This window comes from Streptomyces sp. NPDC043896 (assembly GCF_056435605.1).
Genome location: NZ_JBWKEE010000033.1, coordinates 26,568 through 43,439, shown reverse-complemented (window position 1 = coordinate 43,439; position 16,872 = coordinate 26,568). Strand labels below are relative to the sequence as shown.

16 protein-coding genes are annotated in these 16,872 nt (G+C 73.7%); 9 read left to right on the top strand and 7 right to left on the bottom strand.

The window, feature by feature from the left end; translation table 11 throughout:
- Window positions 1-19 precede the first annotated feature (19 nt).
- Window positions 20-706: a chaplin gene (locus tag AC069X_RS34095; RefSeq protein WP_478734855.1), complete on the top strand. Its 687-nt coding sequence runs from the start codon at window positions 20-22 to the stop codon at window positions 704-706.
- Here the strand turns inward: AC069X_RS34095 and AC069X_RS34090 are convergent.
- Window positions 680-1,357, bottom strand: a complete 678-nt coding sequence (locus AC069X_RS34090; protein ID WP_478734853.1) for a DUF2293 domain-containing protein — start codon at window positions 1,355-1,357, stop codon at window positions 680-682. The two genes, AC069X_RS34095 and AC069X_RS34090, sit on opposite strands and share 27 nt — an antisense overlap.
- Before the next feature lie 123 nt (window positions 1,358-1,480).
- On the opposite strand from AC069X_RS34090, the gene AC069X_RS34085 reads away from it, so the two are divergent.
- The gene (locus AC069X_RS34085; RefSeq protein WP_478734851.1) at window positions 1,481-1,948 is read left to right on the top strand and encodes a cupin domain-containing protein; all 468 of its coding nucleotides are present in this window, start codon (window positions 1,481-1,483) and stop codon (window positions 1,946-1,948) included.
- On the opposite strand, the gene AC069X_RS34080 is transcribed toward AC069X_RS34085, so the two are convergent.
- A complete protein-coding gene (locus AC069X_RS34080; RefSeq protein WP_478734849.1) occupies window positions 1,912-3,357 on the bottom strand; it encodes a WGR domain-containing protein in 1,446 nt (481 codons plus the stop codon). The genes AC069X_RS34085 and AC069X_RS34080 overlap by 37 nt on opposite strands.
- A gap of 93 nt (window positions 3,358-3,450) precedes the next feature.
- Here AC069X_RS34080 and AC069X_RS34075 point away from each other — a divergent pair, with 93 nt between their 5' ends.
- Window positions 3,451-4,089: a nucleoside/nucleotide kinase family protein gene (locus AC069X_RS34075; protein ID WP_478734847.1), complete on the top strand. Its 639-nt coding sequence runs from the start codon at window positions 3,451-3,453 to the stop codon at window positions 4,087-4,089.
- 107 nt (window positions 4,090-4,196) lie between these two features.
- Here AC069X_RS34075 and AC069X_RS34070 read toward each other — a convergent pair whose 3' ends face one another.
- Window positions 4,197-5,102: a carbohydrate kinase family protein gene (locus tag AC069X_RS34070; protein ID WP_478734845.1), complete on the bottom strand. Its 906-nt coding sequence runs from the start codon at window positions 5,100-5,102 to the stop codon at window positions 4,197-4,199.
- Window positions 5,084-6,034 carry a pseudouridine-5'-phosphate glycosidase gene (locus AC069X_RS34065; protein WP_478734843.1) on the bottom strand — a complete coding sequence of 317 codons (951 nt, stop codon included), beginning with the start codon at window positions 6,032-6,034 and terminating at the stop codon, window positions 5,084-5,086. Before AC069X_RS34065 ends, AC069X_RS34070 begins: the two co-directional genes overlap by 19 nt.
- 82 nt (window positions 6,035-6,116) lie before the next feature.
- On the opposite strand from AC069X_RS34065, the gene AC069X_RS34060 reads away from it, so the two are divergent.
- A complete protein-coding gene (locus AC069X_RS34060; protein ID WP_478734841.1) occupies window positions 6,117-6,902 on the top strand; it encodes a class I SAM-dependent methyltransferase in 786 nt (261 codons plus the stop codon).
- 73 nt (window positions 6,903-6,975) lie between these two features.
- On the top strand, window positions 6,976-7,350 hold the full coding sequence (locus AC069X_RS34055) for a cupin domain-containing protein (protein WP_478734840.1): 375 nt from the start codon (window positions 6,976-6,978) through the stop codon (window positions 7,348-7,350).
- Window positions 7,351-7,356: 6 nt separating this feature from the next.
- Here AC069X_RS34055 and AC069X_RS34050 read toward each other — a convergent pair whose 3' ends face one another.
- From AC069X_RS34050 to AC069X_RS34040, 3 genes are all read right to left on the bottom strand, one after another.
- Entirely contained in the window at window positions 7,357-8,568 is a 1,212-nt protein-coding gene (locus AC069X_RS34050) for an MFS transporter (protein WP_478734909.1), read from the bottom strand.
- Window positions 8,569-8,836: 268 nt separating this feature from the next.
- Entirely contained in the window at window positions 8,837-9,400 is a 564-nt protein-coding gene (locus AC069X_RS34045) for a methylated-DNA--[protein]-cysteine S-methyltransferase (protein ID WP_478734838.1), read from the bottom strand.
- Window positions 9,401-9,522: 122 nt separating this feature from the next.
- Window positions 9,523-10,425, bottom strand: a complete 903-nt coding sequence (locus tag AC069X_RS34040; protein ID WP_478734836.1) for a glycerophosphodiester phosphodiesterase — start codon at window positions 10,423-10,425, stop codon at window positions 9,523-9,525.
- A gap of 292 nt (window positions 10,426-10,717) precedes the next feature.
- On the opposite strand from AC069X_RS34040, the gene uvrB reads away from it, so the two are divergent.
- The 4 genes from uvrB to AC069X_RS34020 all read left to right on the top strand — a co-directional run bounded on the left by uvrB (window position 10,718) and on the right by AC069X_RS34020 (window position 16,846).
- On the top strand, window positions 10,718-12,859 hold the full coding sequence (gene uvrB, locus AC069X_RS34035; protein ID WP_478734834.1) for an excinuclease ABC subunit UvrB: 2,142 nt from the start codon (window positions 10,718-10,720) through the stop codon (window positions 12,857-12,859).
- 83 nt (window positions 12,860-12,942) lie between these two features.
- The gene (locus AC069X_RS34030) at window positions 12,943-13,521 is read left to right on the top strand and encodes a TerD family protein (protein WP_478734832.1); all 579 of its coding nucleotides are present in this window, start codon (window positions 12,943-12,945) and stop codon (window positions 13,519-13,521) included.
- 47 nt (window positions 13,522-13,568) lie between these two features.
- Complete coding sequence (locus AC069X_RS34025; RefSeq protein ID WP_478734830.1) at window positions 13,569-15,590, top strand: TerD family protein; 2,022 nt, start codon at window positions 13,569-13,571, stop codon at window positions 15,588-15,590.
- A gap of 269 nt (window positions 15,591-15,859) precedes the next feature.
- Window positions 15,860-16,846 (top strand): TerC/Alx family metal homeostasis membrane protein, encoded by a 987-nt coding sequence (locus tag AC069X_RS34020; RefSeq protein ID WP_478734828.1) that lies wholly within the window; start codon window positions 15,860-15,862, stop codon window positions 16,844-16,846.
- The last annotated feature ends 26 nt before the right edge of the window (window positions 16,847-16,872 follow it).

The following is a 16,872-nucleotide window of genomic DNA, read 5'->3' as shown; positions in this document are numbered from 1 at the left end:
TCCGGAAGGCAGGAAACTGATGGGACACAGTCGTCGGAACGGCTTGATCGCGGCGATGGTCGCGGGTGGCGGACTGGCGGTCGCGGGGGTGGGCGGCCTCGCGTATGCCGACGCCGAAGCGGGCGGCACGGCCGAGCGCTCCCCGGGTCTGCTCTCCGGGAACCTGGTGCAGCTGCCCGTGAACGCCCCGGTCAACGTGTGCGGGAACACCGTGAGCGTGGTCGGGCTGCTCAACCCGGCCGCGGGCAACCGCTGTACCAACGCCGCACCGGACGGGAAGCCGGACCCCCTGCCCTCCCATCCGTCGAAACCCGGGTCCGGTCACGGTGGAGGGGCCTCGGCCCAGGGGAGCGGAAAGGATTCCCCGGGGCTGCTGTCCGGCAACGGCCTCCAACTGCCCGTCGACCTCCCGCTGAACGTCAGCGGGAACTCGGTGAACGTCGTCGGCGTCGGCAACGGCTCCCACGGGAACACCTCCGTGAACGGCGAGACCCCGACCGGCGGAAAGCCGGCCCAGCCGCCCGCCGGCCCGCCTCCCGTCGCCCAGCGGCCGGTGACCCCGCCCGTCCCGCCGGCCCCGGTTCCGCCGCGTGACCCGTCGGCCCTGGCCCACACCGGTTCCGAAGGCCTCGGCTACCTGCTGCCCGGCGGCGGCGCCCTGCTGCTCGGCGGGGCGCTGCTATACCGTCGCTTCCGCCTCGGCTGACGGGACCGCCCGCCAGCCGTCCAGGACGGCGTCGATCCGCGCCGCCAGCCGGGCCCGGGCCGCGAACCGGGGCACCCCCGCCATCAGCAGCGCGTCGTACTCCGTGTCGGTGTGCCGCACGGCGGCCCGTACCGCCACCGAGACCGCCTGCTCGTCGAGTGCCCGGCCGGCGGCGGTACGCCCGACCCGGCCGCTCCCGCGCAGTGAGGCGTGGGCGGCGATCGACTGGGCGCGGTCGGCCGGGCAGCCGGGGAACAGCCTGCGTATCTCGGCGGCGAAGGCCGCGGTGAACCGGACGTCCTCGGCGGCACGGCGCAGCCGGTCCCGCTCCCGGCGCCGGGCGCGGGCATCGGCGTCGGCGAGGCAGGCGCGCTCGGCCCGGGCCAGCGCGGCGTCCTCCACCAGCAGTCCTTGGCGTTCGTAGCGGCGCCGCCCCCGGTGCCGGCGCACCACGACGGCGTGCAGCGAACTGGCCTCCCGGGCCCGGCGGGTGAGCGCCGCGTCGCCGCGCGGCAGGTAGACGAGGTGGCCGAGGTCGGCGCAGTCCAGGCAGCGGGGCACCCCGGATTCGCGGACGAGGTGCCGCAGCGGCCCCCGCCGGCACGTGGCGCAGTGGATCGGCTTCAGTGATTCGAAGACGACGAGACTCATGCCGTTGTGATACCGCCCGCCGACCCCTCTATCACCTTGCAGGGCAAGGTTGTTGGTCTTTCATAAAATCCGACCGGATGTCATGAGGTCCGTCTACCGTGAGCCCCTGGCAAGGAGGAGCACATGGGTGGACGGCAGGCGACGGTACGGCGTCCGAAGGCGAGACCGAGGGCGAGATCGAGAGCGAGGGCGGCCGCGAGCTCGGGCCTCACGGGCCGGGAGATCGTCATAGAGCCCGGCGGCTGCACCGGATGGCACTACCACCACGTGCCGCTCATGGCGGTGGTCAAGTCCGGGACCCTCACCCGGTTCCTGTCCGACGGCACCGTCGAGGTCCACCCGACGGGAGCCACCTTCATCGAACCGGCGGGCGCCGCCAACGTCCACCTCGGACGCAACCTCGGCACAAGGCCCGTCGTCCTCCAGGTGACCTGCGCCCTCACCGAGGACGACCCCTGGTCGGTACCCGCCCGGCCGCCGCTCGACGCCACGCCCTGCGGCCCCCAGACTCCTCCCGGGGGGACCCACGGCCCCGAGGACCCCCGGTGCGCCGCTCAGACCAGCCGGCGTATCTCCCCGCGCACCCGGTAGAAGCCCCCGCTGGCCGCATGCAGCCCGTCCACCACGTAACGGGCACCGACCTCCCGGATCCCGCGCGGGAACTGCACGTTCCAGCCGTGCTCGAAGCCGTCCGAGACCACCTGCACCCGCATCCGCCCGCCCTGCTGGACGCACTCCACGACCACGCCTCCGGCCGGGACCGAGGCCACCGAGACCGTCGCCACCGCCGCGGCGGAGGCCGCCGGGGTGAAGACCGGCAGCGCCGCCGCCGACTTCACGTCCACCGCCGTCGGCACCGTGCCCTGCTGCGCGGCGGCGATCGCCGCCTCGCTCGCGTCCACGCACACCAGCGAGCCGTCCGTCGTGACGAGGTAGAGCCGCTCGTCCAGGTACTGCATCGACAGCGCGGACCCGCCACCGGTACCCAGCTTCCACAGCCGCCGCCCGTCGGCGTCGAAGCAGTACACCGACGAGGAGGAGTCGCCCGCGAACACATGACGGCCGTCCGGCGAGGTCGCGCACGAGTACACCGCCGCGTCGCACGGGTACGCCGCCTCGACGCGCCCCGTCGCCTTCGACAGGCGCTGCACGGTGTTGCGCACCGTCCCCGCGTACACCGCGTGCTCCTCCTGCCAGCCGAACAGCACCCCGCCCGGCGTCCTCGTGTGCCACAGCTCGCCCGTGCCGTCGGCCGCGTAGGCCGTCACACCGCCGCTGTGCCCGTGGTAGACCGCCCGCTCGTCCGCGCGGACCATCCAGGCCCCCGTACCGGCGGACCGCCGCGACCACTGGTGCTCGTCCTCGTGGTCGATGACCGTCAGACCGCCGTTGGCGTCGGAGACGTTGAGCACGCCCTCGTGGATGTCGAGCCAGTAGATGTCCACGTCGGCGGCTATCCCGTACGCCGCGAACGGCACCTTGGACGACAGGTCGTACACCGTGCCGTCGTCACAGCCCGCGTAGATCCAGAACTCGTCCGCCACCAGGCACTTCACACCGTCCGGCAGGGAGTAGCGGGCCAGCACCTCTCCGCCGTGGCTCACCGTGTACACGTCCCCCGCCTGGTTGCCCACCCAGCAGCGGTCCTCGTCCACGTGGATGCCGAACGCCGAGGAGCCGGTCCGGAAGCGCCACAGCACCGGCGCCACCGCCCGGGCCGTCGACGGCGCCGAAGCCACCTGCCGACGGGTCACCGAGCGGGCGGCGCGCGCCCCCTGCACCGCCGGGGCATACCCCTTGCGGACCTTCTCGCCGATCTTCTTGGCCGCCGCCGCGCGGGCCTTCTCGGCCGTCGGGAACGAGGAGCTCTGCATCTGGCCGGTCGCGCCGATGCGGCCGTACCGGACCGAGACGGCCGTGCCGTCCACGGTCACCTCGTAGAACTTGTGCGCCGCGCCGTTCTCCTGCGACAGCTCCAGATAAGTCGTCTCCCGAGCCATGACAGACCCCTCCCCAAAGAGCAGGGCCGCCGGCTCCGTTCCACCGGTGATCCCTCGTGAAAAACGTTAGGGCGCACCACTGACAATGGGCTGGTGAAGCTGGAAGCGATCACCTGGCAGCGGATGGCCGAGCGGCTCGCCGGTCACCTCGACGCGCCCGCCGAGGCCGGCACCTGGCAGCGCGTCGGCATCGACGGGGCGCCCGCCGCGGACACCGGGGTCCTCGCGGGGGAGCTGGCCGACGCGCTGCGCTCGCGCGGCCGGGCCGTGCTCGTGGTCGCGGCCGGCGGCTTCCTGCGGCCGGCCTCGCTGCGGTTCGAGTTCGGGCGCGAGGACGTGGACGCGTACCTCGGGGGCTGGTACGACACGGGCGCGCTGTGGCGCGAGGTGTTCGGCCCGACGGACCCGGGCGGCAGCGGCCGGGTCCTGCCGGACCTGTGGGACCCGGTGACCGACCGGGCCACCCGCAGCCCGTACGCGGAACTCCCGCCGGGCGGTGTGCTGATCGTGCACGGGCCGCTGCTGCTGGGGCACTGGTTCCCCTTCGACCTCAGCGTGCACGTCAGCCTCTCGGCGGGGGCGTTGGCCCGCCGTACGCCCGACGCCGAGCGGTGGACCCTCCCGGCGTTCGCCCGCTACGCGCGGGACACGGACCCGGCCTCGACGGCCGACGTCCTGGTCCGGGCGGACGACCCCCGCCACCCGGCCTGGACGGGCCTCCGCAGTGGCTAGCCCATCCCTTCACTCTCCCCCGGCCACCGCCGGAGGAGCCCCCGGGGGAGCCGACCCGGCCGCCGCGCCCCGATCGCCGGCAGCGCCGGAACCAGCCCCGCCCCGGGTCAAGAGGGCGGGCGCCCTCCCATGCGGGACACCGCGGTGGCGGCCGCGCGGCAGCCGGCTCGGGCGGAGTCCGCGGGGGTGGCCCCCGCGAGGCGGGCCGCCAGGAAGCCGCCGGCGAAGGCGTCTCCGGCGCCGGTGGTGTCCACCGCCTCGGCCGGCTCCGCGTCGACCTCGGCGGTGATCCGGCCGTCCTCGGCGACGAGCGCTCCGCCGGAGCCCCGGGTGACCACCACCAGCGGCACCCGCCGGCTGAGCGCCACCGCCGCGCGGGCGGGTTCCCGTACGCCCGCCAGGAGCCGGGCCTCGTCCTCGTTCGGCAGGAGTACGTCCGCCCCCGCCACGGCGGCCAGGAAGCGTTCGGGCCCCAGTTCGGCGAGGAAGCCCGCCGAGGCGGGGTCCACGCTGACGGGCACCCCGCGCGTGCGGGCCGCCCGCAGCGCGACCAGGGCCAGTTCCCGGCTGCTGTCCGAGAAGAACAGGTAGCCCGACAGGTGAAGGTGCCCGGCGCCGTCCAGCAGCGCGGGAGACCAGTCGGCGGGGCACAGCCGCAGCGAGGCCCCGCTGTCGGTCAGGAAGGTCCGCTCCGCGTCCTCGCCGACCAGCGCCACGACCGTGCCCGTCGGCTCCGCCGGGTCCACCACCAGCCGGGGCCGGACCCCCGCGTCGACGAGGGCCCGCTCGTGCCAGCTGACCGACTCGGAACCCACCCGCGCGAGGAGCCGTACCTCCGCCGCGCCCGTACGGGCCGCCCAGCAGGCCGCGTTGGCCCCGGCCCCGCCGGGCAGGGTGCGGATGCGGGCGGCGGTGTCGGTGGCCGGGGCCAGGGGCTCGCGGTGCACCGCCACCACGTCCGTCACCACGTCGCCGACCACCAGCAGCGCCGCCGTCACGCGCGGGCCGCCCACGCCCGGGCGATGCGGGCGCCGAGCCGCACGTTGCCGCGCACCGCCGCCAGGTTCGCCTCCAGCGAGGCGCCGCCCGTCGCGCGGACCAGGAACCCCAGCAGGAACGGCGTCACCGCCTGCCCGGTGATGCCGCGCTCCTCGCACTCGGCCAGGGCCTCGGCCAGGACCCGGTCGTGCAGCGCCGGATCCAGCTGTTCGGCCTCCGCCACCGGGTTGGCCACCAGCAGCGCGGACTCCGGTCCGCCGACGGCGTCCTGGGCGGCCATCACCGCCGCCACCTCCTCGGGCTCCTCCACCGTCCAGTCGACGGGCTCGCCGGAGTCGGCCAGGTAGAAGCCGGGGAAGCGCCGCGTCCGGTAGCCGACGACACCGACGCCGAGCGTTTCGAGGCGCTGGAGCGTGGCGGGCACGTCCAGGATCGACTTCACTCCGGCGCACACGACCGCGATCCGGGTCCGGGAGAGCAGCGCCAGGTCCGCCGACTCGTCCTGGGAACGCGTCCAGTCCCGGTGTACGCCGCCCAGCCCGCCCGTGGCGAACACCCGAAGCCCCGCCCGCGCCGCCAGGAGGGCCGTCGCCGACACGGTGGTCGCCCCGGACGCCCCCGCCGCGAGGGCGGGCGCGAGGTCCCGGTGGCCCAGTTTGCGGATGCCCCCGCCCGCAGCGATCCGCTCCAGCGCGGCCTTGTCGAGGCCCGCGCGGGCCACCCCGTCCAGCACGGCGACGGTCGCCGGAACAGCACCCTCCGCCCGGACCAGGTCCTCCAGTTCCAGCCCCACCTCCAGATTGCGGGGGCGCGGCAGGCCGTGCGCGATGATCGTCGACTCCAGGGCGACGACGGGCCGGCCTGCGGCGAGCGCCTCGCGCACCTCTTCGGACAGGACCGGTCCGCCGGACGGGGATGCAGATGCAGATGCTCTGTGCTGTGGCATGTCCCCATCCCTGGCACGGGATTCACGCCCCCAAACACGCCCCTCCCGCTCCGGCGCGAACCTGTCCGAGTAGCGTGCCCGCATGGACACCCGGAGCTTCTACGACGAACTCGCCTCCCGCTACGACCTCATGTACGCGGACTGGGACGCGAGTGTCGACCGCCAGGGCCGCGCTCTGGACGCCCTGCTCAGGGCCTCACTCGGCCCGGGACCGCACACCGTCCTCGACAACGCCTGCGGGATCGGCACACAGGCACTGGGCCTCGCGCGCCTGGGCCACCGGGTCACCGGCACCGACCTCAGCCCCCTCGCCGCCGCCCGTGCCGCGCGCGAGGCGGCCGCCCGCGGTCTGGCCCTGCCCGTCGCGGCCGCCGACATGCGGGCGCTGCCGTTCGCCGACGCCTCCTTCGACACCGTCGTGTGCGCCGACAACGCGCTCCCGCACCTGCTGACCGGCGACGACGTGAGCGCGGCTCTGGCCGAAAGCCGCCGGGTACTGCGGCCGGGCGGACTGCTGCTGCTCTCCACCCGCCCGTACGGCGAGCTGCGCCGCACCCGTCCCGCGAGCCAGGCCCCGTACGTCCGGACCGGGCCGGACGGACGGACCATCACCTTCCAGCTGTGGCACTGGCACGCCGACGGTGAGCGCTACGACGTGGAGCTGTTCCAGCTGCTGCCCTCGGGGGAGAGCTGGAGCACGCACACGTCGACGGCGACGTACTGGGCGCTGCCGGAGGAGGAGACGGCCCGGTACGTGCGGCAGGCGGGCTTCGGCGAACCGGTCTGGCACCCGGCCGGGGAGACAGGCTTCCACCAGCCCGTCCTCGGGGCGCGGCGGCCGGTGGCGCGCACGCGCTCGACGGAATGACGCGCCGGACGCGCCCGCGCTGGACGCTCTGGTCACCGCGCGGGGCGGGGCGGCGGGCCTAGGCTGACGGGCCATGAGCACCAGTGACCGCACCGCCCCCGCCTCCTTCGCCGTGTCCGTGGCGGACGTCCCCGACAGCGAGCTGGAGACCGAGGAGCTCGACCCCGCGCAGATCGTCTCCGGCTCACCGGTCGTGACCGGCAAGGTGCTGTGGGAGTCGGAGGACGGCTCGCAGATCCGGGGCATCTGGCAGATCACCCCCGGGGTGGTCACCGACACCGAGGCCGACGAGCTGTTCGTGGTGGTCGCCGGCCGCGCCACCATCGAGGTCGAGGGCGGCGCGACGTTCGAGGTGGGCCCCGGCTCGGCCTGTGTGCTGAGGGAGGGCGACCGGACCACCTGGACGGTCCACGAGACGCTGCGCAAGGCCTACCACATCAACTGCTGAGGCACCTCAGCCGCCGATGTCCCCCGCCTTCGCGGACGCCGGGTGCCGGCGCGCGGTGAACAGGGCGAGCGCCGCCATCGGCAGCAGCAGAGCGGCCCCGATGGCGTTCAGCCAGCCGTAGCCGGCCTGGGCCATGACCAGCCCGGCCGCCGCGCCGCCCACACCGGCGGCGGTGTTCATCGTCAGGTCGCCGAGCCCCTGTACGGCGGCCCGGGCGGCCTGCGGCACCGAGTCGGTCAGCAGCGCCGACCCCGAGACCATCCCGGCGGACCAGCCGAGCCCGAGCAGGAAGAGGCCGGCCGCGGCCTGGGCGTGGTTCGCGCCGGCGGTGCCGGCGAGCAGGGCGGCGATGGAGAGCAGCCCGGCCGCCAGGCCGATCACGGACAGCCGGCCGAGGCGGTCGGCGAGCCAGCCCATGACGGGGGAGAAGGCGAACATGCCCGCGATGTGGCCGCTGATCACCAGGCCGACGAGCCGCAGGTCGGCGCCGTGGTGGCCGAGGTCGACCGGGGTCATCACCATGATCGAGACCATGGAGGTGTGCGACACGGCGACGGTGAGCAGCGCGAGCCGGGCCCGCGGCGAGGCCTTGACGGCGGCCACGCCGGCGCGCAGCGAGCCGGACTGACGGGCCTGCTCGGCGGGCCCGGCCAGGGCCCGGGCGGTGAGCAGCGGGTCCGGCCGCAGGAACACGGCGATCAGCGTGCCGGTGAGGACGAAGACGGCGCCGGCCCAGATGAAGGGTCCCGCCGTCTGGGGTATGGAGGTGCCGGCGAAGCTGTCGCTGGCGGGTGCCGAGAGGTTGGGTCCGAGTACCGCCCCGAGGGTGGAGGCCCAGACGACCAGGGAGATCGCGCGGGCCCGCCGGTCGGGCGCGGCGAGGTCGGCGGCGGCGAAGCGGGCCTGGAACGTGGCGGACGAGGCGGCGCCGAAGGCGGCCATGCCGAGCAGCAGCAGCGGGAAGTTCCTCACCGAGGCGGCCAGCACGACCAGGGCCGCGCCGACCGTGCCGATGGCGTACGCCACCACCAGCCCGGGCCGGCGGCCGCGCGCGGTCATCAGGGCGGCGAGCGGCAGCGAGACCACGGCGGTGCCGATCACCGCGGCGGTGGAGGCGAGGCCGGACAGGGCCTCGGTGCCGCTGATCTCGGTGGCCAGGACGGGGGCCAGTGCGATGCTGATCGGCGCGCCCAGGCCGCCGAGGACCTGGGCGGCCATCAGCACCGTGGTCGTCCGGCGCTGCAGCCGTGGCAGCGCGGCGGCGTCGACCGCGGGGGCCGCGCCCTCGGTGCCGGCGGACGTGCCGGGGGAGGCGCTCACGCCGGACACCCCCGTCGCGGGGGTTCGACGGGGGAGGACGGGACGGGGCCTGGTGCGGCGCAAGTGGTCACGGCGGCAGTTTCCCACCGCGCGGCGCGCGGGGGAACCGGGAGCCACCGCCCGGGGCGCGGCCCCACGCTGTCGGCGGAGTCGCGGAAAGAGCAGGTCAGAACAGGGGCTGTGGGAGTACGCCCTCCAGCGCGAGCAGGATCCGCTTGGTCTCGACGCCTCCCCCGAAGCCCCCGATCCCCCCGTCGTTCTCCACCACGCGGTGGCAGGCGACGACCACCGGCAGCGGGTTCGAACCCATGGCGTTCCCCACGGCCTGGGCCGCGCCGGGCTGCCCGACGCGGGCGGCCAGCTCCCCGTACCCGACGACCGATCCGTAGGGCACCGAGCGGTCCAGCTCCAGCAGTACCTGGCGGTTGAAGCCCGAGCTGAGCCGCCAGTCCAGCGGCAGCTCGAAACGCCGCAGCGAACCGGCGAAGTAGGCCTTCAGCTGGCGTATCGGCTCCGCGAGCAGTACCTCCTCGCCCGGGTCCGGCCGCCGCGCGTCGGCGCCGAGCCGGGAGACCAGCGAGCCGATCATCCGGCCGGCCCGGTCCGGGCGCGCGTGGAACTCGACCCGGACCAGACCCTCGGGGGTCGCGGCCAGGAGCAGGGGGCCGATGTCGCTGGGGACGACGGTCCATTCGAGGTACGGCCCGCGGGGCCGCTCGGTGCTGTCCACGCCTCCACCGTACGGCCCGCCACCGACAGCGCGGCGCCTTCCGGCCGGGCCGCCCCGGCCCCCGCCCCGGCCCCCGCCCCGGCCGGAGCGCCGCCCGGGCCGGGCGGGGGCGGGCCCGGCCGTCAGAAGCCCATCACGGCGTTCCGCACCACGTCGGGGGCGTTCGTGATGATCCCGTCCACGCCCATGTCCCGGACCTTGCGGGCCGTGGCCGCGTCGTCCACGATCCAGGTGTCCACCTCCATGGCCTTGCCGTGGGCCCCCAGCAGGCCGTGGACCGCCGACACCCAGTCCGCCGAGATCGTCGTGTGCCACGGGTTGATCCGGTCCGTGAACTCCGCGTAGCGCGGCAGGTCGGCCACGGCGGGGGTGCCCAGGAAGGCCGTCACCAGGTCGGGGAGCAGGCCGTGGACGGTCCGTACGCAGTCCGCGCTGAAGCTCTGCACCACCAGGCGGTGCGAGAGGTGGTCCCCGTCGAGCCAGCCCGTCTCGTCCAGGACGTCCAGCGTCTCCCGTTCGATCCCGGGATAGAGCTCCGGCTTCTTGATCTCCAGCAGCAGCTTCTGCCGGTTCTCCTGGACCCGCTCCATGTATTCGCGCAGGGTCGGTACCCGGGCGCCCGCGAAGCGCGGCGAGAACCAGCTCCCCGCGTCCAGCCGCGCGATCTCCGCCGCCGTGAAGTCCCTGACCCGCCAGGGCCCGCGGCCGGGGAAGAGCTGCTCGACGTCGGTGGTGCGGGCGAGGGTGTCGTCGTGGATCACCACCAGTTCGCCGTCCTTCGTCCGCTGGACGTCGTTCTCGACCCAGTCGAAGCCCAGCCGCCTCGCCAGGTCGACCGCTTCGAGGGTGTTCTCCGGGGCGTACGCGGAAGCCCCCCGGTGGGCGTACACGACGGGGCCGAGGACCCCGGTCGTGGCGTCGGGCGAGCCGGGGCCGGCGGCGGCCGGGGCGGCCGTCCCGCCCAGCACCGTGAGGGTGAAGCCCAGGATCGCGGCGGCGGCCGCGGTGGCGGGGCGGAGGTACATGTGCGTTCTCCTCGGGTCGTGAGCCCTGGTCCTGCGTCAGACGGGTGCGGAGCGGCGGACGTTGTGGCGGTGCGCGGCACGGCGGAGCGTTCACCGCGATCATCGGCGCGAAGATCACCGGGCCGCCACCGGACTACGACAAACTGACCGGAAAGGGGGAGATCCGCTCCGCCCGCCGGACCCGTACGGAGCACCGCCGGACCCGTGCGGAGCACCCCCGCGCCCACGGGCCGCACCGCCCGGATCCCGTGGGCCGGGCGTGAGTGTCGGTGCGGGGTCGTACGGTGGAGTCATGCGGCCCGTATCGAAGATCGAACGCACGGTGGCACCCTTTGAGGTCGTCAGCCCGTACCAGCCCAGCGGCGACCAGCCGGCGGCCATCGCCGAGCTGGAGAAGCGCATCCGCGCAGGTGAGAAGGACGTCGTACTGCTCGGTGCGACCGGCACGGGCAAGTCCGCCACCACGGCGTGGATGATCGAGAAGCTCCAGCGCCCCACGCTGGTGATGGCGCCGAACAAGACGCTCGCCGCCCAGCTGGCGAACGAGTTCCGCGAGCTCCTGCCGAACAACGCCGTCGAGTACTTCGTCTCGTACTACGACTACTACCAGCCCGAGGCCTACGTACCGCAGTCCGACACCTACATCGAGAAGGACTCCTCCATCAACGAGGAGGTGGAGCGGCTGCGTCACTCCGCGACCAACTCGCTGCTGACCCGCCGCGACGTGATCGTCGTCGCCTCCGTGTCCTGCATCTACGGCCTCGGCACCCCCCAGGAGTACGTGGACCGGATGGTCCCCCTCAAGGTCGGCGAGGAGATCGACCGGGACCAGCTGCTGCGCCGCTTCGTCGACATCCAGTACACCCGCAACGACCTGGCCTTCACCCGGGGCACCTTCCGGGTGCGCGGCGACACCGTCGAGATCTTCCCGGTCTACGAGGAACTCGCCGTCCGCATCGAGATGTTCGGCGACGAGATCGAGGCGCTGTCCACCCTGCACCCGCTGACCGGCGAGGTCATCAGCGAGGACCGCGAGCTCTACGTCTTCCCCGCCAGCCACTACGTCGCCGGCCCCGAGCGCATGGAGAAGGCGGTCCGGGGCATCGAGGCCGAGCTCACCGAGCGCCTCGCCGAGCTGGAGAAGCAAGGCAAGCTGCTGGAGGCCCAGCGGCTGCGCATGCGCACCACCTACGACCTGGAGATGATGCGCCAGATCGGCTCCTGCTCCGGCATCGAGAACTACTCGCTGCACATGGACGACCGCGAGCGCGGCTCGGCGCCCAACACGCTCATCGACTACTTCCCCGAGGACTTCCTCCTCGTCATCGACGAGTCGCACGTCACCGTGCCGCAGATCGGGGCGATGTACGAGGGCGACGCCTCGCGCAAGCGGACCCTGGTCGACCACGGCTTCCGGCTGCCGTCCGCGCTCGACAACCGCCCGCTGAAGTGGGAGGAGTTCCTGGAGCGGGTCGGCCAGACCGTCTACCTGTCGGCCACCCCCGGCAAGTACGAGCTCTCCCGCTCCGACGGCTTCGTCGAGCAGATCATCCGCCCCACCGGACTCGTCGACCCGGAGGTCGTGGTCAAGCCCACCGAGGGCCAGATCGACGACCTGGTGCACGAGATCCGCGGCCGGGTCGAGAAGGACGAGCGGGTCCTCGTCACCACCCTCACCAAGAAGATGGCCGAGGACCTCACCGACTACTTCCTTGAGCTGGGCATCCAGGTCCGCTACCTGCACAGCGACGTCGACACCCTGCGCCGCATCGAGCTGCTGCGCGAGCTGCGGGCCGGCGAGTACGACGTCCTGGTCGGCATCAACCTGCTGCGCGAGGGCCTCGACCTGCCCGAGGTGTCGCTCGTGGCCATCCTCGACGCCGACAAGGAGGGCTTCCTGCGCTCGGGGACCTCCCTCATCCAGACCATCGGCCGCGCCGCGCGCAACGTCTCCGGCCAGGTCCACATGTACGCGGACAAGATGACCCCGGCGATGGAGAAGGCCATCGAGGAGACCAACCGGCGCCGCGAGAAGCAGATCGCGTACAACACGGCCAACGGCATCGACCCGCAGCCGCTGCGCAAGAAGATCAACGACATCGTCGCCACCATCGCCCGCGAGGAGCTGGACACCGAGGAGCTCCTCGGCACCGGCTACCGGCAGGCCAAGGAGGGCAAGGGCGCCAAGGCGCCGGTCCCGGCGCTGGGCGGCGCGGCCGCCCCGGCCAAGGGCAAGGGCGGCAAGGCGGCCAAGGCCGCGGCGGTGCCCACCGACCGCCCCGCCGCGGAACTGGCCGCGCTCATCGAGCAGATGACCGAACGGATGCGGGGGGCGGCGGCGGAGCTCCAGTTCGAGGTCGCCGCCCGGATCCGGGACGAGGTGGGCGAGCTGAAGAAGGAGCTTCGCCAGATGAGGGAAGCGGGCCTCGCCTGACCCCCGGGCGGTCAGTAGGGTGTGGAACCAGCCGCAGGTGCACGCTGCGGGCTTCAGGGGCGGGATACGAGAGGGGTACGCGCGTGACGGTCAACATGACCAAGGGTCAGGCCATCAGTCTGCAGAAGGCGGACGGAGGCACGCTGACGGCGGTCCGGATGGGCCTCGGCTGGCAGGCGGCCAAGCGCCGGGGCCTGTTCGGCTCGCGGACACGGGAGATCGACCTCGACGCGTCGGCGGTGCTCTTCGCCGACAAGCAGCCGGTGGACGTGGTGTTCTTCCGCCACCTGCAGAGCGACGACGGCTCGGTCCGCCACACCGGCGACAACCTCGTCGGCGGCGTCGGCCAGGGCGGGGACGACGAGGCCATCCTCGTCGACCTCCAGCGGGTCCCGGTCCACATCGACACGATCGTCTTCACGGTGAACTCGTTCACCGGCCAGACCTTCCAGGAAGTGCAGAACGCCTTCTGCCGCATCGTCGACGAGACCAACGGCCAGGAGCTCGCCCGCTACACCCTCGACGGCGGCGGCCAGTACACCGCCCAGATCATGGCGAAGGTGTCCCGGTCCGGCGGCGGCTGGCAGATGACGGCCCTGGGCAACCCGGCCAACGGCCGGACCTTCCAGGACCTGATGCCGGCGATCCTGCCGCACCTGTAAGAGCACGACGGGAACAAGAGAAGAAGGCACGGGGGAGGGGCTGCACGATGACGGCCGAACTGGTCCGGGGGCAGAACCACCCCGTGCCCCACGACAGGGTCGAGGTCAGGGTCTCGGCGGGCGCTCCGGTGCTCGCCCTGGCTTCGCTCGCGGACGAACAGGGCCGCCTCGCGGGTCCCGGCGCGCTGGCCCGCCCGGGTGCCCCGGCCCCCTCCTGGCTCGGGCTGCCGGAAGGGGTCGCCGACCGGCACGCCCTCGCCGTCGACCTCGGCGCCGTCGCGCCGGAGGTCCACCGGATCGGCCTGCTCCTCGTCCTGCCGCCCGGCGGCCCGTTGTGCTTCGGCGCCGTCCCGGCCGCGCACGCGGCGGTCGCCGTGCCCGGCGGGGACGACATCGCCGGCTTCACCCTCACCGGGCTGGACGCCGAGACCGCCGTGATCGCCCTGGAGCTGTACCGGCGCCAGGGCGCCTGGAAGGTACGGGCCGTCGGCCAGGGGTACGCCGAGGGGCTCGGCGCCCTGCTCACCGACGGCGGCATGGCCGCCCCGGAGGCCGCCGAGCTGGCCGCGGCGACCCTGCGCGGAGCCGCTGCGGCCCCGGGCGCCGAAGGGGCCACGAGGGCGGCGGGGACCACGGGTGCGGCCGGGACCGCGGGTGCGGCGGGGACGGCCGGCGGCGGCCGCGGCTTCGCCGCCCTGCCCCCGCAGGCCCAGGGCGCGCCGCACGCCGACCGCCGGCCCGCCGCCCCCGAGCCGCAGGACCCGGTCCCGGTCTCCGGGGTCCCCTACGCGGGCACCCCCGGCCCGGCGCCCGCCGCCGCGCGGGACACGGCGGCCGCGTCGGGCCCGCCCACCATCGACTACGCCCACCCGCGCCGCCGCCGTACCAGCACCGAATCCCCCGAGCCGGCACCCCGCCCCGCTCCCGCCGCCGAGCCCGGCCGGCCCCCGGCCCCGGTCGCCGGCGACGCCGGCGGCTGGTCCATGGACGAGCGGCTCTACAACCAGGTCTGGGGCATGTTCGAGGACCTGGCCCGGACCGTCGCCGCCTACCGCGGCGCCGTCGACTTCGCCGACTCGCGGATGGACCGCGAACTGGACGACGTCCTGTCCGACCCGCGCCACCGCGTCGGCGGCGCCGGTGACGCCGCCCGCGACACCGCCCGGGCCCGCCGGGAGGACCTGGTCGCGCAGGCCAGGGCCGTCCTCGACCGGGACCTGGCCCAGCTGGTCGCCGAGTCCGAGGTCGTCGAGCCCGCGCTGCCGCCCGCGTACGCCCGCTGGGACAACCCCGTCTGGCACGGCCGCGGCCTGCCCGAGGAGGCCCCGCTGGCGCTGCGTCTGGGCAACCTGAGCCTGCCCGAGAAGCCGGGCCTGCGGATCCCGATGCTGATGCGGCTCCCGCTGGAGCGCGGCCTGTGGATCGACAACGGCCGTACCGGCTCCGAGGCGGCCATGGCCATGGACACGGACCGGCTGCGCCGCGCCGCCATGGACATGGCCGTCGCCCACGCGGTGCGGCTGCTCGCGGTGCACCCCGCCGACCGGTTCTCCGTCCACGTCATCGACGCCGCCGGGGCGGGCGCGGCCTCCCTGGCCCCGCTGGTACGGGCCGGCGTACTGGCTTCCCCGCCCGCGGCGGGCGCCGAGGGGGTGAGCCGGATCCTCGCGCAGCTGACGCGGCGCGTGGACCTCGTACAGATGGCGCTGCGCGCCGGCGCCCCCGACGAGCTGCCCGCGGACGTGGACCGGGCGGAGCAGCTGCTGGTGGTGCACGACTTCCCGCACGGCTTCGACGACCGGGCCGTCACCCAGTTGCGCTACCTGGCCGACGAGGGCCCGGCGGTCGGGGTGCACCTGCTGATGGTCGCGGACCGCGACGAGGCATCGGCGTACGGGCCCCTGCTGGATCCGCTGTGGCGTTCGCTGATGCGGCTCTCGCCGGTGCCCGACAGCCACCTCGCCGACCCCTGGGTCCAGCACGCCTGGACCTTCGAGCCGGACCTTCCCCCGCAGGGCAGTACCGTCCTCGACCAGGCACTGGAGCGTGTGAAGGAGGCGCGGCGGTAGGTTCGGGAAGGGGCGTTCCATGACCGGCGGGTGACCCCTTCTTGGTCAGCCCTTTACCTTTTACCCCCTCCGCGGGTACCCTGGACGCGCGGAGGGGAGTATTCCTGCTATGTCCTGCGCGGCGTGCCCGTCAATACGGACCACTGTGATGATCTGACGCAGTCGGCCCCGGGGCGTCGGCCCGCGGCTTTCCGGCCGCCGGGTGGAAGAGACCTCCGGCAGCGATGACGCTGACCATGTGCTGAGCCATCCGCCGGAGGCGTAATACCGTGGAAGTTTCGACCACCCTATGGGTGCTGACCATCGCCGGTCTGTGCATCCTCATCGGCGCCGATTTCCTCATCGGCCGTAAGCCGCACGACGTTTCCATCAAGGAAGCGGGCATCTGGACCGTCGTCTGGATCGTGCTCGCCGTCCTCTTCGGCCTCGGCCTGCTGTTCTTCGGCACCGCCCAGGCCTCCCAGGAGTTCTTCGCCGGTTTCATCACCGAGAAGTCCCTGAGCGTGGACAACCTCTTCGTCTTCGTCCTGATCATGGCGAAATTCTCGGTGCCCTCCCACCTCCAGCAGCGCGTCCTGCTGGTGGGCGTGCTGATCGCCCTGGTGCTGCGGGCGATCTTCATCGCGGCCGGCGCCGCGATCATCACCACCTTCTCGTGGGTCTTCTACATCTTCGGCGCCTTCCTGATCTACACCGCCTGGAAGCTGATCCAGGAGGCCCGCAAGGACGAGGAGGACGAGGAGTTCGAGGAGAACCGCCTCCTCAAGTCGATCGAGAAGAAGTTCGGCGTCGCCGACCGCTACCACGGCACCAAGCTCTTCATCCAGAGCAACGGCAAGCGCGTCCTGACCCCGCTCATGGTCGTCATGCTCGCCATCGGCACCACCGACGTGCTCTTCGCCCTGGACTCGATCCCCGCGATCTTCGGCCTCACCCAGGACCCGTACATCGTCTTCACCGCCAACGCCTTCGCCCTCATGGGTCTGCGCCAGCTGTACTTCCTCATCGGCGGCCTGCTCAAGAAGCTGGTCCACCTCAGCTACGGCCTGTCCGTGATCCTCGGCTTCATCGGCGTCAAGCTGGTGCTGCACGCCCTGCACGAGTCCGGGGTGCACGTCCCGCAGATCTCCATCCCGGTCTCCCTCGGCGTCATCTGCGGCGTCCTGGTGATCACCACCATCACGAGCCTGATCGCCTCGAAGAAGCAGGCGGCCGCCGAGGCCGCCGCCGCGGAGACGAAGAGCGTCGACGCCTGACCGTGCGCAGGCCGTAGGCCGGCCGT

Excerpts from the sequence above, each read along its gene's own strand:
- AC069X_RS34025 (WP_478734830.1), top strand. The coding sequence starts at position 13,569 with ATGACGGCCGAACTGGTCCGGGGGCAGAACCACCCCGTGCCCCACGAC.
- AC069X_RS34050 (WP_478734909.1), bottom strand. The coding sequence starts at position 8,568 with ATGGCCGCCCAGGTCCTCGGCGGCCTGGGCGCGCCGATCAGCATCGCA.
- AC069X_RS34085 (WP_478734851.1), top strand. The coding sequence starts at position 1,481 with ATGGGTGGACGGCAGGCGACGGTACGGCGTCCGAAGGCGAGACCGAGG.
- AC069X_RS34040 (WP_478734836.1), bottom strand. The coding sequence starts at position 10,425 with ATGTACCTCCGCCCCGCCACCGCGGCCGCCGCCGCGATCCTGGGCTTC.
- uvrB (WP_478734834.1), top strand. The coding sequence starts at position 10,718 with ATGCGGCCCGTATCGAAGATCGAACGCACGGTGGCACCCTTTGAGGTC.
- AC069X_RS34080 (WP_478734849.1), bottom strand. The coding sequence starts at position 3,357 with ATGGCTCGGGAGACGACTTATCTGGAGCTGTCGCAGGAGAACGGCGCG.
- AC069X_RS34060 (WP_478734841.1), top strand. The coding sequence starts at position 6,117 with ATGGACACCCGGAGCTTCTACGACGAACTCGCCTCCCGCTACGACCTC.
- AC069X_RS34065 (WP_478734843.1), bottom strand. The coding sequence starts at position 6,034 with ATGCCACAGCACAGAGCATCTGCATCTGCATCCCCGTCCGGCGGACCG.
- AC069X_RS34055 (WP_478734840.1), top strand. The coding sequence starts at position 6,976 with ATGAGCACCAGTGACCGCACCGCCCCCGCCTCCTTCGCCGTGTCCGTG.
- AC069X_RS34095 (WP_478734855.1), top strand. The coding sequence starts at position 20 with ATGGGACACAGTCGTCGGAACGGCTTGATCGCGGCGATGGTCGCGGGT.
- AC069X_RS34090 (WP_478734853.1), bottom strand. The coding sequence starts at position 1,357 with ATGAGTCTCGTCGTCTTCGAATCACTGAAGCCGATCCACTGCGCCACG.